Origin of the sequence: Flavobacterium ginsenosidimutans (assembly GCF_037478105.1) — a bacterium.
GTDB lineage: Bacteria > Bacteroidota > Bacteroidia > Flavobacteriales > Flavobacteriaceae > Flavobacterium > Flavobacterium ginsenosidimutans.
Genome location: NZ_CP147988.1, coordinates 3,034,998 through 3,053,231, shown reverse-complemented (window position 1 = coordinate 3,053,231; position 18,234 = coordinate 3,034,998). Strand labels below are relative to the sequence as shown.

The window sequence follows — 18,234 nt, the reverse complement described above, 5'->3', positions numbered from 1 at the left end:
AAAAAAATATAAAATGAAAAGAAGAGAGTTTATCGAAAAAACAGCAGCAAGTACTGCCCTATTAAGTTTAGGATTGTCTTTGAGCAGTTTTGAAACTAACGATATTAAGCATTTAACAGTTTTACATACTAATGATGTGCACAGTCACATTGATCCTTTTCCTGCTGATGATCCGCGTAATGCTAACAAAGGTGGTGTGTCTCGTCGTGCTGCATTGATTGAAACGATTCGTAGAGAAAATCCGAATGTACTTTTATTGGATGCTGGAGATATTTTTCAGGGAACGCCATACTTTAATTATTATGGTGGAGAATTAGAATTCAAATTGATGAGCATGATGAAGTATGATGCTTCAACAATTGGTAATCATGATTTTGATAATGGTCTTGACGGATTATACGCGCAACTTCCTCACGCAACTTTCGACTTTATCAATTCTAATTATGATTTTAAAAACACGGTTATGGACGGTCATGTGAAACCGTACAAAATCTTCAATAAAAACGGAATTAAAGTTGGTGTTTTTGGTGTTGGAATTGAACTTCAAGGTTTAGTAGATAAAAAATTATATCTAGAAACAGTTTACAACAATCCTGTTGAAGTTGCTCAGGATATGACAAAACTTTTAAAACAAGAACAAAAATGTGATTTGGTAATTTGCCTTTCGCATTTAGGTTACAAATATAAAGACGATCCAACTAAAATTAGCGATTTGACATTTGCTGAACAAACTCAAGATATTGACTTAATTATTGGCGGGCATACTCATACTTTCTTAGACAAACCGACAATTGTAAAAAATAAAGCTGGTAAAGATGTGCTGGTAAATCAAGTTGGATGTTACGGAATTAATTTAGGCCGAATTGATTTCTATTTAGACAAAGACAAAGCGCATACTAATCAAAGTGCAACTATTGTTGTATAGGTTTTTGAATTCTAGCTTTTTCTAAAAAGTATTCTACCATAAAGAAATAAGCTAGAATTTGAGTTATATCTCGTATTAAGACTAAAACGACTGAATACGAGAAATACTCATTAAAAATATAAAAGATATCTGAAAAGATATAGCTTATTGCCATTAACGACATCAGTAAAGCAATATGCGTTCCTTTTGTGATGTAACTTACAAAACAGAAATAGCTTAATACACTCAAAACGATTCCGTAAACGGTGTAAATCATATTGAATTTTTTCATGTTGTCGAGCTGTAAACTTAAAACAGAAATTAGGAGATAAACAATAAAAACGACCACAATCGAAATAGGGAGAATATCACGTTTGGTTAGTTTTATTCTTTCGTGTTCCCGAATAAATATGGATACAATTAAGAGGTAAACGATTAAAAAACTGATTACCCCTCCAATTTCAGAACTTTCAATATCCATCAGATCGTAAACTTGTCCAACGAAACAAAAAAAGAAAATCAATCCTTCTGTTTTTCTGATCCTAAACTCACTGCTAATTAAATAATAAATAAAAATAGCAGGAAGAACAATTGCTTTGGCGTAAGTCCCAAAAAAATCCTGCTCTGTCCAATCAAAAATGATTGTACACAACAGTGCCATAAAAAACAAAATTAATGATGGTTTATTCGGTTTCATTCAATTTGTTTATAAAATCGTCTTCTGATAATATTGGGATATTTAATTTAGTTGCTTTTTCTAATTTTGCTGGCCCCATATTATCTCCTGCAACAACAAAATCTGTTTTTGCAGAAATTGAGCTTCCTACTTTTCCTCCATTGTCTTCAATGGTTTTCTTCAATTCGTCTCTTGAAAATTGACTGAATACTCCAGAAACTACAAATGTTTTTCCTACAAATTTTTCTGTAGCATTTGGATTAATCCTTTCTTCAATTTCAAATTGTATTCCGTAACTTTTTAAGCGTTCAATAATTTTTTGGTTTTCTTCGTTTTCGAAAAATTCAATTACACTTTGTGCAATTCTTTCTCCAATTTCATCAACCAAAACCAAATCCATTAATGAGGCTTTGCTTAAAGCATCAATATTTTTATAATGTTTTGCTAGTTTTTTTGCCACAGTTTCTCCCACAAAACGGATTCCAAGCGCAAACAAAACACTTTCAAAAGGAATTTCTTTTGATTTCTGAACTCCGTTTACCAAGTTTTCTGCCGATTTTTGTGCCATCCTTTCCAAATGCAGAATGTCTTCAACTTTCAATTCATACAAATCGGCATAATTATGCACTAAGTCATTCTTGAAAAGCAGTGCTACTGTTTCTCCTCCAAGTCCTTCAATATCCATTGCTTTTCTTGAAATGTAGTGCTGAATTCTTCCTATAATTTGTGGAGGGCATCCGTAGAAATTTGGACAATAATGATTGGCTTCTCCTTCGTTTCTAACCAATTCTGTTTCACATTCAGGGCAATGTGTGATGTAATTTGTTTTTTCTGAATTCTCTGGGCGCTTCTCTAAATCTACTGCAATAATTTTTGGGATAATTTCTCCTCCTTTTTCGACAAAAACAGTATCGTTTATTCTAATATCTAATTTTTCAATTTGATCTGCATTGTGAAGAGAAGCTCTTTTAACAATAGTTCCTGCAAGCTGTACAGGCTCTAAATTAGCAACTGGCGTAATTGCACCAGTTCGTCCAACTTGATAAGAAATTGATTTTAATTTGGTAGAAACCTGTTCTGACTTGAATTTGTAAGCAATTGCCCAGCGAGGCGATTTTGCAGTATAACCTAATTCTTCTTGATGCTGAATGCTGTTTACTTTTACAACAACTCCATCTGTTTCGTAAGGTAAATTATGGCGGTGAACATCCCAATAATCAATAAAGTCGAAAACTTCGTTCATGCTGTTCACCAGTTTTGCTTCTTTTGGCACTTTGAATCCCCAGCTTCTAGCCGATTCTAAACCTTCAAATTGAGAAGCAAACGGCAGATTATTTCCTGTAACAAAATATAAAAGACATTCTAATGGGCGTTTTGCAACCTCAGCACTATCTTGTAATTTCAAACTTCCCGAAGCCGTATTTCTTGGGTTTGAATATGGCGTTTCTCCAATTTCAATTAATTCTTGGTTCATTTTTTCAAAACCAGCAAATGGCAGAATAATTTCACCGCGAATATCAAATTTATCCGGATAATTCCCTTTTAAGTGTAAAGGAATTGATTTTATTGTTTTAATATTGTTTGTTACCTCATCACCTTGAAAACCGTCTCCACGCGTTAATGCCTGAACTAATTTTCCGTTTTCATAAGTAATGCTGATTGAAGCTCCATCGTATTTTAATTCGCAGGTATATTGCAAATCAACATTTCCTAAAACTCTCTGAATACGATTTTCCCAGTCTAAAAGATCTTCTTTAGAATAAGAATTATCCAAAGAATACATTCTATATTGGTGCGCTATAGTTTTGAAATTTTTGGTAACAGTTCCTCCCACTCTTTGTGTTGGCGAGTTTTCATCAAAAAATTCTGGATGTTTATTTTCTAGATCTTGAAGTTCTTTGAGCTTAATATCAAAATCATAATCTGAAATCGTAGCATTGTCTAACACATAATAGTTGTAATTGTGTTGATTAAGTTCATTTCGTAGTGTTTGAATGGTCTCTTGAATGCTCATAGATAATTTTAAAATATTGCAGATTATGGTAATAAATAACTTATTATCAAAATTAGAATTTATTTTTGTTCAAATGCATAAAAAATGAAAGTTTTAAAAAATCAAAAATCAGACTGCAAGTTCATGCAGTCTGATTTTCTCCTTGTCCATTATTCTTAAAAAAGAATTAAAAAAACCAACTTCCAAATGGTTTTGACGTTTTATATTTTTCACTGATAATCAACATTTTACAGTGCAAATATAGAACTATTTTTGAATAATGATAAAGTCTGAACGTCTATTTAATAAATGCTCTTCTTCGGTGCATTTCACACCATTTTTACATTTGTTAATTAGTCGCGTTTCACCGTAGCCAATTGCGCTTTCAATTCGAGAAGCTTCTATGCCTTGCGAAAGGATATAATCTCTTGTTGATTTTGCTCTATTGTCTGAAAGTTTTAAGTTATAAGCATCTTTTCCGCGTGAATCAGTGTGAGATTCAATCTTGATTCTGATGTTTGGAAATTTCTGCATAATGAACACAACTTTTGTCAACTCTTCTACAGCTTTTGGTGTAATGTCGTATTTGTCATAATCGAAATAAATTGGATTTACGTCAACTTTTTCAACACCTTGCTTCTTTACAACTAAGTCGTCGTAATTGCTTAATTCGAAGTTTACATTTGTGATTTCGCCACCATTTTCCTTCGTTGTTTCTACCGTTTTATCATCACTGCTGTAATTTGGTTTTGCAGCAATCATTTTAACGATTTTGTTGCAAGGGACTTCAATAGCATATTTCCCATCAAAATTGGTTTTGGTTTCGCCCAAGACTTCACTAAAAGAGTTGTAAGCCATTATAGTAACATCAGATAATGGTGCTTTCGTTTTACGATCTACAGCTATTCCAGAAATACTTTGATTGCAAACTGGTTTTCCTTTTTCAAAAGAGTAAATGTCATCATCTCCTTTTCCTTCCGCTCTATTTGAGGAAAAATAACCGTAAGAATCTGTTTTATCAATTATAAAAGAAAAATCATCTTTGTTACTGTTGATTGGCGCACCAAGATTTTTTGGCGTAGTAAAACTTCCGTCTGCCAAAAATTTACTTTCATAAACATCTAAATCTCCCCAGCCGTAATGCCCATCAGATGAAAAGTATAAGACTCCGTTTTGATAAAATGGAAACACTTCGTTACCAATAGTATTAATACTTGGTCCTAAATTTTGAGGTGAACTCATCGTACCGTCGGCAGCAATTTTTACGACATACAAATCTGTTTCTCCATATCCGCCTGGCATATCTGAAGCAAAGAAAAGCCATTGTCCATCTTCGCTTAATGCTGGATGACCTACAGAATAATCATCACTGTCAAAAAATACTTTCTGCGGATTCTCTAACTTATTATTGACGATTGATCCTTTAATTATTTGAAAATTATTGACTTTTGCGTCATCAATAACCAATTTGTTTTTCTTTACAATATTGGTTGAATAATAAATTGTTTTTCCTTGGCTATCAAAACTTGCAGTTGCTTCATGATATTTGGTCATTACATTTGGAAGAAATACAGTTTCGTTGAATAAACTTCCATCTGCTGGATTTCTTTCTGCAAAATAAAGATTTAGAAAAGGCTGATTATTCCAAGTATATAATTTCTCACTGAACTTGGTTGTATCACGAGCCGAAGTAAACACTATGTTATCATTAAAAAACGTAGCTCCAAAATCTGATTTACTGGTATTGATATCTAAATTTTTAATGGTATAAAGAGGTTTTGCTTTTGCTACGCTATCCATATATTTCTTTTGGGCAACATAACGATTAGCTTCTACTTTATCTCCTTTTTTATCTAGATATTCCTTCGTGATTTTATCTGCTTCATCATAATCCATAACTGCTTTCATAGATTGAATGTAACGCAGATAGTAAATATCAGTAAGATTGTTTCCTTGAACTTCATACAATTTTCTATACCATTTAAGCGCATTTCTAGAATCAGAAATAAAATAGTATGAATCTGCTGCGTTTTTCAAAGTCTGTGCCGATGGATTTTTTATGTTTTGCAAACATTCTTCATAAGCTTTAGAAGCATCCAAATAAGAATAGTTTTTAAACAAAGCATCAGCTTTCTTCAAATTGGTTTTTTGAGCGAAACTAAACGTAACGCTCAAAATTAAACATAGGATATATAGTTTTCTCATAAGTTTTATTTTTAGAAGAATCGAGGAGATTTAATTTTGCTTTGGTTTTTCACAAATTGATAACGCAAGATGATTTCGTGTGAACCATCGTTGTATTTGTTCAATTGGCTTACAGTGTAATCAAAGGCATATCCAAGATAAAAACTTGGTGATATTTGAAAACCTGCTAGTATACTCACAGAATCATCTGTTCGATACGCTCCTCCTATGACAAACTTTTCCTGAATCATGAAATTTGCTGACACGTCTGCTGTAAGTGGTGCTCCGCTTACCGCTTTTACTAAAAATGCAGGTTTAAATTTCAAATTTGGATTTAAATCAAAAACATAACCTCCCATTAAATAGTAGTGCAGACGATCATAATCTACAGATTCTCTAACATCGTCATAGTAATCATTCTGAATAAAACTTGGAATTGAGAATCCTAAATACCATTTATTGGTATAATAATAAACCCCTGCTCCAACTGCTAGTTTCATCTGATTGTTGATGTTCTGATTTAACAAAACATCGTCATCATCGTAATATCTTCCTTTAGACCAATCGACGTTTAACATTCTCGTACCTGCTTTCAAACCAAAAGCAAGTCTTTTTTCATACCCAAGAGGTATTGAATAAGAGAAATTTCCATCAAGATATAGTTCATTAGAAGGGCCAATTTTATCATTTACAATACTTAAACCTAGACCTAATTTTTCATTTCGTAAAGGAGAATGAATTGAAAAGGACTGTGTTTCTGGTGCTCCGGAAATTCCGACCCATTGAGAACGATATAAAAGTGCTGCTTCTATGGTTCCGGTAGATCCAGCATAAGCTGGATTTACCGCCATAGTATTATACATATACTGTGTATATTCGGGATCTTGCTGCGCTGTGGCGCAAACCGTGATAAAAGAACATATTAAAATGAAATACGTTTCTAATGATTTTATATATAGTTTCATAACGATACTTATTTAGTTTAATTAATTAGATGATTAATAGAAGTGGATTATCTCATAATAGACAACCAGCCTTTTTTAACCGTTCCATCTCCAATGGTTATCACATAAAAATAAGTACCTGTTGGCAACATATCTCCTCTATTAACAACTCCGGAAACATTTGCTGTTCCGTTCCAATCATTTTCATAATGTGCTTTACTATACACTAACGCTCCATATCTGTTAAATACTTTCAACTCGTTGTTTGGATAAGATTCGATACAGTCAATTCTGAACAAATCATTTTTACCATCATTATTTGGTGTAAACTCATTGTAAACAGTCAAACAAATTGGTTCTATTGTAACCGAAGCTGAGTTATTTGAAGCATCAACATCTAACGGTGTTGAGATTTCAACCGTTGCAACACTTGTGTAATTACCGCTTGGCAATACTTCTGCAACAATTGTCAATGTTACACTTTGCCCTGCGTTTAGTGCTGGTATTGTCCAAATCTGAGTTGCTGGATCGAATGTTCCTGTCGATGCAGATGAACTTACTAATTGTAAACCACTAGGAAGCAAATCACTAACAATCGTATTTATGAAATCACCCTCGCCCACATTGTTTACTGTTACTGTAAATGTTACTTGGTCACCAAAATTAGGCGTTGGATTATCAACAGTATTAGTAATTGTTATATCTGAACAACTTGCTATAGTAACATTTAAAGTTTTAACTGTTCTTTCGTTACAATTGTTAGTATAAGCAACTGTTACTGTTCCAGGACCAATGTCTGACCAAGAAACTGTTACAGAACCATCATTTGATGTACCTCCAGAAACGATTGTTCCTCCAGTAATTGTCCATACATAATCAGATTTTCCGTTTGCAATTGAATAGGTTACTCCTTTGAAGACACATGGAGTATCATCTGTGGTTGTAAGTTGAACTGCTGCATCATCTTCAAATGCAATTGTAATTCCTAATCTTGGTCCGTTATTACAACCATTTGTTGTATTACTCAAAGCAGCTGCATAATAAGTTGTTGCAGTAAGTGGAGTATTTGCAGCTAATGGTGTTCCTCCTGTAGCACTAGTATAGAAAACTACATTTGCTTCGTTTACTAAAATATTAGCTAAAGTTGGTAAAGCTGATAAACAGAATGTCTGATTTGTTCTTGGCGTTGTAATTACACCTGGTGAATTAACACTTACCGTTACTGCCAATCTAGCTGGATTTTCGCAACCAACTGCGCTAGAAACTGCTCCATAATATACTCCTGTTGCAAGAGCTGTTGTTGCAGGAAGCGCCGTTCCTCCTGTAGCTGTACTATACCACACAACATTTGCTTCATTTACTTGAATGTCGGCAACTGTTGGTGAATTTAATGTACAGAAGTCTTGAGTTGTATCGTTAGTAGTTGGTGTCGCACTTGGATCAACTACTGTAACAGTAACTTGTAATCGAGTTGAACTTTCACATCCAGTAGCAGCATCAACAATGTTTCCGAAATAAATTCCAGAAGTTAATGGTGTTCCAGATGGAATTGCTGTTCCGCCTGTAGCAGATGCAAACCATGTTACATTGCTTTCATTCACCTGAATACTTGCAAGTGTTGGTGCACTTGTTGAACAGAAACTTTGAGAGGCATTGTTAGTAGTTGGATTTATTGTATTTCCAACTGTAACCGCTACTTGTAATCTTGTACTGCTTTCGCATCCTGTTGCTGGATCTTTTATAGCTCCAAAATAAGTTGTTCCAGTTGTCAAAGCAGTTGTAGAAGCTAAAGCTGTTCCGCCTGTTTGCGCTGTGTACCAAACTACATTGCTTTCATTTACTTGAATATTAGCAACTGTTGGATTTGTTCCTGAACAGAAAGTTTGTGTTGCATCATTAGTCGTTGGTGTAGCTGGATCAGTCACACTGATTGTTACTGCCAATCTAACTGAGCTTTCACAGCCTGTAGCTGCATCAGCTAATGCTGCATAATAAGTTCCGCTTGTTAATGCCGTTGCTGCTGGAATCGCTGTTCCACCAGTTGAAGCGCTATACCATACCACATTGGTTTCATTTGTCTGAATGCTCGCAAATGTCGGTGCATTTACAAGACAGAAATCCTGTGTTGTATCTGTAGTAGTTGGTGTTACAGGATCTGTAACTGTAATTGCTACAGCCAATCTTACTGCGCTTTCACATCCTGTAGCTGCATCCGCTAAAGCTGCGTAATATGTGCCGCTTGTTAATGCTGTCGTTACTGGAATCGCTGTTCCACCTGTTGAAGCATTATACCACACTACATTGGTTTCGTTTGTCTGAATGCTCGCAAATGTCGGTGCGTTTACCAGACAGAAATCCTGTGTTGTGTCTGTAGTCGTAGGCGTTCCTGGGTCAGTTACGCTGATCGTTACAGCCAATCTAACTGAACTTTCACAGCCTGTAGTCGCATCAGCTAATACTGCATAATAGGTGCCGCTTGTTAATGCTGTTGCTGCTGGAATTGCTATTCCGCCTGTTGAAGCGCTGTACCATATAACATTTGCTTCATTTGTCTGAATGCTCGCAAATGTCGGTGCATTTACAAGACAGAAACCCTGTGTTGTGTCTGTAGTAGTCGGTGTAGCAGGATCTGTAACGGTAACGGTAACTGCAAGCCTCACTGAGCTTTCACAGCCTGTAGCCGCATCAGCTAATGCTGCATAATAAGTGCCGCTAGTTAAAGCAGTTGCTGCTGGAATTGCTGTTCCGCCAGTTGAAGCATTATACCATACAACATTTGTTTCGTTTGTCTGAATGCTCGCAAATGTTGGTGCATTTACCAGACAGAAATCCTGTGTAGTATCTGTAGTAGTCGGTGTTGCAGGATCTGTAACTGTAATTGCTACAGCCAATCTTACTGCGCTTTCACATCCTGTAGCTGCATCAGCTAAAGCTGCGTAATACGTGCCGCTTGTTAAAGCTGTCGCTGCTGGAATTGCTGTTCCGCCAGTTAAAGCATTATACCACACTACATTTGTTTCGTTTGTCTGAATGCTAGCAAATGTAGGTGCATTTACCAGACAGAAATCCTGTGTTGTGTCTGTAGCTGTAGGCGTTCCTGGGTCAGTTACGCTGATCGTTACAGCCAATCTAATTGAGCTTTCACAGCCTGTAGTTGCATCTAACAAAGCTGCATAATAGGTGCCGCTTGTTAAGGCTGTCGCTGCTGGAATTGCTGTTCCGCCAGTTAAAGCATTATACCACACTACATTTGTTTCGTTTGTCTGAATGCTAGCAAATGTAGGTGCATTTACAAGACAGAAATCCTGTGTTGTATCTGTAGTAGTTGGTGTTGCAGGATCTGTAACGGTAACGGTAACTGCAAGTCTCACTGAACTTTCACAGCCTGTAGTCGCATCAGCTAATGCTGCATAATATGTGCCGCTTGTTAAGGCCGTTACTGCTGGAATTGCTATTCCGCCTGTTGAAGCGTTATACCATACAACATTTGTTTCATTTGTCTGAATGCTTGCAAATGTCGGTGCATTTACCAGACAGAAATCCTGTGTTGTGTCTGTAGTAGTTGGTGTTGCAGGATCTGTAACTGTCACAGTAACTGCCAGTCTCACTGAACTTTCACAGCCTGTAACTGCATCTGTTGCAGCTCCATAATAGATTCTGCTTACTAAAGCCGTTGTTGAGGCGATTACATTTCCTCCTGTTGGCGCATCATACCAAATAACATTGCTTTCATTCACTTGAATATTAGCAACAGTAGAAGCAGTAGATAAACAAAAATCTTGAGTATTATCTGTCGTTGTCGGTGTATTTGGATCACTAATCATAATAACGGCATCTTGTAATGTTCCTGCAAGATTTTCGCAAGTATTAGTACTTGAAACCGCAACATAATAAGTTATCGGGCTTACTGCTTTTGTCAGCCCAACTGCTGTTAATACACCCGCAGCATCTATTGAATAAGTTATTCCGCTTATAGTTGCACCATTTGTAATTGGCTGTGTTTTGGCAGTATCTAAATACCACGTAAATACAGGGCTTGTTAATGTTGGTGCAGTTGGTGTTAATGATGCAGGTAAACTATGACAAACCGTTATATCATCAATTAAAATATCATTTACAGTTGAAGGAGGTAAAATCGTAAATGTAATTTGTTTTCGATCTGCAGCTGCAGTTTCACAAAATTCATCTGAAGTTACTCCAACATAATAAGTATAAGTTCCGGGTGTCAAATTATTAACCACTAATTGAGCAGTTGTCTCTCCTGGAATTATTTGGCTAGTTGTTCCATTAAAACTATACCAAGAATAAACTGGGTTTGTTAAAACAGGTGTTCCACTTAAACTAGTTTGTAAAGTAACTGTACCAGAAACTGAACAAACTGAAGTCGCTGTTCCTCCATTTAAAGTAATATCTGTTAAAGCATTTACTGGAGCAGAAGCTTTTACTTCAACAGTTACTTCTCCTCTTGCAAAAGTTTCACAGCCATATCGTACTGGCTGAACATAATATTTATAAATTCCCGCTGCTAGAGTAGCTGGTACGGTAAAAGTAGGTCCATTACCAACAACATTCCCTCCCGTTTCTGCGTCATACCAAATGTAAGTAGAACAAGCTTCTTCAGGAATTTGGAGGGCAATATCGGATCCTGGACAGACCGTAATTTTATTTTGAGGATCTGCTCCAATAATGGTTGTATTAGCAGTTCTTTCTACTGTATGAACTCTTAAAAAATCTAATACTCCAACAACACCTCCTAAACGTATTCTTACTCTATCATAAATTTCTGTTGGTGAAGATACCAATACCATTGCCAAAGAATTTCCTGGCAATAATTTTATACTTAACAAAGTACTTGTGTTTTGAATTGGAGCACCCACAGCAACATTTCCTAAATAGCGCTGAATAGTAAATCCAGTTAATAGATTAACGTTTAAAAGTGTTCCTGGTTTAGAAACCACAATTCTTAAAGTATCACTAAGAACAGAAGGAGTTTTAAATTGTACTGTTAGATCAGCTGCTGCTAAAGCACCTACTCCGCTATACATAGTTGCAAACGTAGTTATATCATTATCTGCAATATTCCAAGCATCGCTTACACCAACTGCTGCTGTTACAGCTCCAATTGGAAGGCCTAAATCTGTTGCACCATAAAAAATATCTTGAATATCTCCTGGAGTACATGTTACAGCAGAAACCTGTCTGTTATAATGTGCATCAAATACTTTTGTGTTTTGAGCAAGACTTAAAACTGAGGCAGACTGAATTCTAATTCCATCATAATCTTGTGGTCCAGATGCATCTGAAGGAACAAAAGTAAACTCATAGGTATTATCTCCTGAAATTAAGTTTAGTAACGAACCAGATACTGACTGCATTGATCCAATATCAACCCCACCAATTGTTCCGATCACTGAAAGGTTTTGTCCTACTGCTAGCAAACTATATTCAGAACCTAATTTAACGGTTACTGGAGTTCCTTTAGCTATAGGTGCTGGCCAAGTTAAATCTTGCCAAGTTGTACCCACTCCTAAAAGACCTAGACCTGTAGTAATAGTTGAATACGTCTGTGGATTTCCATCAACAGCATTTGCACCATCAGAAACAGTTCCAGTAATTATTGAACCAGAAGTTTGAGCTGTTGCATATACTCTTTCTGCCAATGATTGACAATTGCTAAGATCTATAACGTTAATTACTTTTGTTGCTGTAGTAGTACAAGTTCCATCGCTAGCAACAGCTGTATAAGTGTAAACTCCCGGTGTATTTAATACTCCTGTTGTAAAAGGAGGGCCAGCAATTGGATTTCCTTGAGGTCCAAACCATGTAATTGTTCCTGTAGAAACCGCACTTAATGTAACATTGCTTCCAATATTTACAGATTCTTGAGGATTTGTTACTACCAAACTTGGCAAAGCGTTAATTGTTACCGTTACAGATTGTCTAACAGATGGACAAGTAGCAGTATTACTTTGTGCTTCTATAGAATAAACACCTCCTGTAGTAATATTAGCAGCTGCATCAGCGGTTATTACATTATTTAAAGGATCATAAAAAGTATAAGTAGTACTTCCTGATGAATCAAAATTAGTAATTGCATTTCTTAGATTGGCACTTCCACAACCTATCAATGTAGAATTTACAGTCAATACAGTTGTTGAAGGGAAATTAACTGTTACTTGTTTTAATGTTCCGTTTACATTTTCGCAAGTACCTCCGTTAACCGCTGAAATATAATAATTGTAAGGAGTTCCAGCAGTACTTAATCCTGTTAATGAAAGAGCACCTGTACCTGCATCTTTTGCAAAGGTTACTCCGCCAATTACACTTCCATCTACAATTTCAGTAGTTTTAGCTTGATCCGTATAATATTTAAATTGAACTCCTGCTATTGGAGAAGATGGCGTCAAAACTGCCTCTCCTGCACAAGTAGCTTCAACTGGAGTTGTAATTACAATATCAGCTGCTGTTGGAATTGGTAAAACTGTAACCGTAACCGCTTGACGCAAACTGTTCTCACAACCAACTCTTGTTCCTTGTAAATAATAAGTAGTTGAAGCAGTTAAAGATGCTGTTGGGTTTACTGTTACAATATTTCCTCCTGTCGGAGAATCGTACCATGTAAAAGTTTCGCTTCCTGTTGATGAAGCTGTTAAAGAAGCTGTTTGTCCCGCACAAATTGGTGTTGCAGCCCCCGTAATTGTAGCATTTGGAAATCTATACGCTGCTTGATAGATGTACACATTGCTTAATAAAGTTGCTGTTCCTCCTAATCTTACTTCAACACGATCAAATGGTGCAGTCGCAGTAATACTAGCTTTAAATTTATTTCCAGATAATAATTGAATAGTCAATAAATTATTATTGATTGCAGTTCTATCATTATTATAAGTTGCTCCATTATAAGTTGCTAGCGTAATATTAGATAATAAACTTATGTCTAAAAGTCCTCCTGGAACTTCCAAATCAACATCGATAACATCTCCTATTTGGCCTGGATTAGCAAAAATTAATTGCTGCTGAATATATCCTCCTACACCAATTGGCACCGTTAATTGTCCATATGTAGTAATATCACCGTCAACAGAGTCATTTGGATTGGTCACAGTACATAAAGCACATAATACTCCATCTGTAGATGTTATTTGACTTGAAGCCTGTAGACAAGTACTTGCAGCAGCAATCACAGTTACAGTAACAGCTCCTCTAGCAGAATTAGCACAATCAGTCGCAATATTTGTAGCTTCTACATAATAAGTTTGATTAGCTGATAATGCAGGAGTAGTATATGATGAAACGTTAGTTGCTAAAAGTGTTCCGCCTGATGCAGCATTATACCAATTGTATCTTACTCCTGCAACTGGGTTTGCAACTGCCAATGTAGCGCTTTGACCAGATTGAATAATTACATTAGATGATACAAAAGTTGGCGTTGCTGGTATCGGACTAACAATTAAATTTACTGGAGTACGAGTTGGTGTCGTACAATCTCCAATTGCCGCTTCTACAAAATAATCTGTATTTACTGTTAAGGCAGGTGTTATAAATGAAGTGCCTGTAAATACTAAATTACCTCCTGTCGCAGCATCATACCAATTGTAGGTTGTACCTGCAACTGGAGCCTGAACAGTTAAAGTAGCAGTTTGTCCGCTACAAATTGTTGTTGGTAATGAATTAATTGTAGGCAAAACAGGATTAGTGATTAATACCTGAACTGGAGTTCTTTCACTATTTACACAACCATTTCTAGTCACTTCAATATAATAAGTGGCAGGCGCTGTTAAAGTAGGTGTTGTAAATGCAGCAGTAGAAGATAATAACGTTCCACCTGTAACCGCATCATACCAATTAACAGTTTCTCCAACTGCAAGTGCTGCTGTTAGAGTTGTTGTTTGTCCGCTACAAATTGTAGTATTACCAGAAATAGCTGGTACTTTATATCTATAAGTTGCTTGATAAATATCTACACTTGTTAATACTGTTGCCAAACCTCCTAATCGAATTTCAACACGATCAAAATTTGCTCCAGCTGTAACACTTGCTCTAAATCTATTCCCGCTTAATAATTGTAAAGTGATAAGCGGATTATTAATTGCAATTCTATCATTATTATAAGTTGCTCCATTATAAGTTGCTAAACTAACTGCACTTAATAATTGAACATCAGCTAAACCGCCAGGCAATTCCATTTCGACATCTACGATATCACCAGCTTTACCTGGATTACTGAATTGTAAGGTTTGTTGAATATAACCGTTTATTAAACCAACCGGAACAGTAAGTCTTGTTGCTGTTGCTGTATTTCCATCAACAGAATTATTCGGATTTGTGGAACTACACAATAAACATAAACCATTTTGAACTATCTGCTGGCTTCCTGCTTCCAAACACCCAACCAAAGAAGCTGGCTGAACTGTTACCAATACAGGCACTCTCGCTGCACTCACACAATTTCCATTCGGACTTTGTGCTTCAACATAATAAGTTTTTGTAGCTGTTAAAATCGGTGTTGTAAATGAAGAAGTATTTGTTGCTACCGCTGTTCCGCCTGTAGCAGTTTCATACCAGTTTAATTGCACTCCAGGTTCTGAAGTTGTTGCTGTCAAAGTCGCATTTTGACCTGACTGAATAGTAACACTCTGGGTTAAAACTGTAGGTGTTGCAGGAACTGCTGTAGAAACAACTGTAACTGGTGTTCGAGTAGGACTAATACAACTTCCAATAGAAGCTTCTACAGAAAATTGAGTAGATCCCAAAGGCACTGTTGGTGAATAACTGGTTCCTGTTGACAAAACTGTACCTCCAGCAGAATACCAAGTATAAGTTGTTCCTGGCACAGCATTTACAACCGATAAAGTTGTCTGTTGTGTTGCACCTGTCGAACAAACTGTAGTTCCTACATTACTAATTGCTGGTGCAACTGGATTAGAAACATTCAAAACAACAGGTACGCGAACATTTCCTTCGCAACCTGCAACTCTAGTTATTCCTATATAATAGGTTGTATTTGCAGTTAAAGCAGGAGTAGTATAAGTATTACCAACTGCTAAAGCTGTTGTAGAAGAAGCTGAACTATACCATGCAAGACTTGTCCCTGCAGCTGGTGTAGCAGTTAGAGTCGTAAGAGATCCAGCACAAACGGTTTGTGTTAAACCTCCTGCTACTGTAGGCTGTGCAAATTCTAGTCTAACATCATAAATTCTTAAACTCACTAATAGACTTACAAGTCCTCCTACCTGAATTTGTATTTGATTAGTGTCACCTGTCACGTTAAATTTTGCAACTGCAACAGTATTACCATTTAACAAATTTAAATTCAAAAGCGGACTGTTTAAGCTCACACTAGAACCTACATTCGCTCCAGAGTTTTTAGCTTGAAGCGAAGCATTAGATAATAAACTTAAATCTAGCAAACCGTTACCCGTGCCAAAATAAATGGCAATTTGGTCACCGGCTCGAGCCGTTTGATTTAAGGTTAATGTCTCTTCGACAAAACATCCAACTCCAACGGCGTTCGTTAAAGTTGCGTAAGTCGTTAAACCAGCGCTGTCATAAGCATTGGCAGGACTGTCAACATTTAATCCTACACACAATAATCCGCCCTGACTGTTAGTTTGAGACACGGGTCTACAAATAGTTTGGGACAATGCATTAGTGCATATAAAAAATAAAGTTAAAAGTCCTAATAATCTCTTTTGAAGTTTGAGATTACAAAAAGTAAAATTCTTTTTCATAATTTGGAAGATTAGAAAATGGACAATAAAACACCTCTCGCAGTAAGTGCAAGCACCTACGCAATTAAACAATCAATTAAAAATCAAATAGTTAAAACAAAATTTAAAAACTTAACGATAAGCCTTTAAACTATGTTTTATAAAAAAATTATGTTGAATTCGGTATATCAAAATATACCAGAGAACACAATCTATCTCGAAGAGATAAAAGATGTCTCGCTTTTTGTAAGGAAAAATGATTGTAGTCAATTTTCCTCGAGGAGTGATTTGTTGCAGGCCTAATTTTCATAAATGAAAATTTTAGTTTGAGGGTAGAATTGGGATTCTCTTTATATAATGAAATTCAATATTTTAAAGAAAGCTGATTAATCATTCTTTAAATTACTCAGTCAAAAAAAGCTAAGATTGAATTGTTATATCAATGGAAAATTTGCTTTCTCATAAATAACCCTCCGAAAGGGAAATTTGAAAGACAGCAAATTAAAATGCAAAGTTTTGGGTAAAGAGCTAAATTTAGATATCTCGTAACGATTAAATTCATCGTTGAAACGAAATAAGCTTAGCACAAGGCTAAATAAAGCTAAAATAAAATGAACAACTAAAGTAAACTTGATAAAGAAAGTAATTGTCAACTCCATACACAGACTTATTAAGTTATTATATAATTTTCAATTTTAATCTTAACAATGTTAAGATTAAAAAAACTCTTTTTTTAAGAGTTTAATTTTCTTCTGTTGGTCATGTTTTGAAAAAAGTTTCCGTGGAGAAACTTTGTTTAACTTTTGGTATTCTAAAATTAGAAAAAACAAAAACAGAAAACAAGCATAAATTTCTTATAATTTTATCTTAAATGTCAAATCAGGAAATTTTAACTGTTTAAAAACATCAGAAAAATCAACCACTTTAACAGAATTGTTATGTTATTCTTTTCTTAAACAAAAAATCGACGAAAATATGTTAAAAACCAAAAAACAAAGTAAAAACCTACAAATGTAACTTTTTGTAACCAAAATTTATCCGTAATCAATACCATAATGATCGACGAACTACACAAGTCGCTCTCGTATTGTAAAACTTTGAAGAATTAAAAATAAATACGTAGAAATACCTGCTTTAAAAGCATAAAAAAATTAAACAAAAGTTAAAAAGCAAAAAAAAAGGTAAACATTTAAAACTAAATGTTTGCCTTTTTAAAATTATGAAAATCGAATTATGACTCGATTATTGAATTAATTTGGCTAAATAACTGTCCATCGCTTAAAAAAGCACCTTGTTTAATCAGTTCAAAAATCGAAGAATTTCTTTCATCAGTAAATACTTTTTTACCAACTTTCATTTCGATATTTTCCGTAAACATATTATCACTTAACCATTGAAGTCCTTCTTTGGTTAAAAAATCAGTTTCTGGAGAAAGCGATTTTAAAACAATAGATTTTATATCAGTATCAAAACACTGAAATAAGAAAATATGATTTTTAGAAAAATGTTCTAAATATTCTGCTCTTCCTAGTACACCTTCCCAAATTAAATCTGAAAAAACATCTAGTTCCTGTTCTGCAACTTCTGGTTTGTTAATTTTTAGTTCTTCCCACTCTTTTCTATCGATTGCTTGTGTTGCCAAAAAACTTGCAAATTCAGCATGAAGTTCATCAAACTGTTCTTTTGTTAATCTTGCGTATTTCATTTCTTTTTAGGCTTTATGCTTTACGCTGTAAGCTCTAAGCCACCAGCCATAAGTCCAATTATTAATATTCATCTTGTCTTAAACAAAAAAATCCCGATTTACATCGGGATTTTTGTAT

General features: G+C 35.3%; 7 protein-coding genes. 1 reads left to right on the top strand and 6 read right to left on the bottom strand.

Features of this window, described 5'->3' with window-relative positions; genetic code table 11:
- The first annotated feature begins 13 nt into the window (after positions 1 to 13).
- Positions 14 to 925, top strand: coding sequence for a metallophosphatase (locus V6624_RS13410; RefSeq protein ID WP_338838929.1), 912 nt, complete (start codon positions 14 to 16; stop codon positions 923 to 925).
- On the opposite strand, the gene V6624_RS13405 is transcribed toward V6624_RS13410, so the two are convergent.
- From V6624_RS13405 to V6624_RS13380, 6 genes are all read right to left on the bottom strand, one after another.
- Complete coding sequence (locus tag V6624_RS13405; protein ID WP_111290188.1) at positions 912 to 1,601, bottom strand: lysoplasmalogenase family protein; 690 nt, start codon at positions 1,599 to 1,601, stop codon at positions 912 to 914. The two genes, V6624_RS13410 and V6624_RS13405, sit on opposite strands and share 14 nt — an antisense overlap.
- Positions 1,588 to 3,594: an NAD-dependent DNA ligase LigA gene (gene ligA, locus V6624_RS13400; protein WP_338838927.1), complete on the bottom strand. Its 2,007-nt coding sequence runs from the start codon at positions 3,592 to 3,594 to the stop codon at positions 1,588 to 1,590. The genes V6624_RS13405 and ligA overlap by 14 nt, the downstream gene beginning before the upstream one ends.
- A gap of 246 nt (positions 3,595 to 3,840) precedes the next feature.
- Positions 3,841 to 5,778, bottom strand: a complete 1,938-nt coding sequence (locus V6624_RS13395) for an OmpA family protein (RefSeq protein WP_111290184.1) — start codon at positions 5,776 to 5,778, stop codon at positions 3,841 to 3,843.
- An 11-nt stretch (positions 5,779 to 5,789) separates the two neighbouring features.
- The gene (locus tag V6624_RS13390; RefSeq protein ID WP_111290182.1) at positions 5,790 to 6,722 is read right to left on the bottom strand and encodes a PorP/SprF family type IX secretion system membrane protein; all 933 of its coding nucleotides are present in this window, start codon (positions 6,720 to 6,722) and stop codon (positions 5,790 to 5,792) included.
- A 47-nt stretch (positions 6,723 to 6,769) separates the two neighbouring features.
- A complete protein-coding gene (locus V6624_RS13385) occupies positions 6,770 to 16,432 on the bottom strand; it encodes a gliding motility-associated C-terminal domain-containing protein (protein WP_338838925.1) in 9,663 nt (3,220 codons plus the stop codon).
- Between the two features lie 1,210 nt (positions 16,433 to 17,642).
- Entirely contained in the window at positions 17,643 to 18,116 is a 474-nt protein-coding gene (locus tag V6624_RS13380) for a DUF6495 family protein (protein WP_111283743.1), read from the bottom strand.
- Positions 18,117 to 18,234 lie beyond the last annotated feature (118 nt).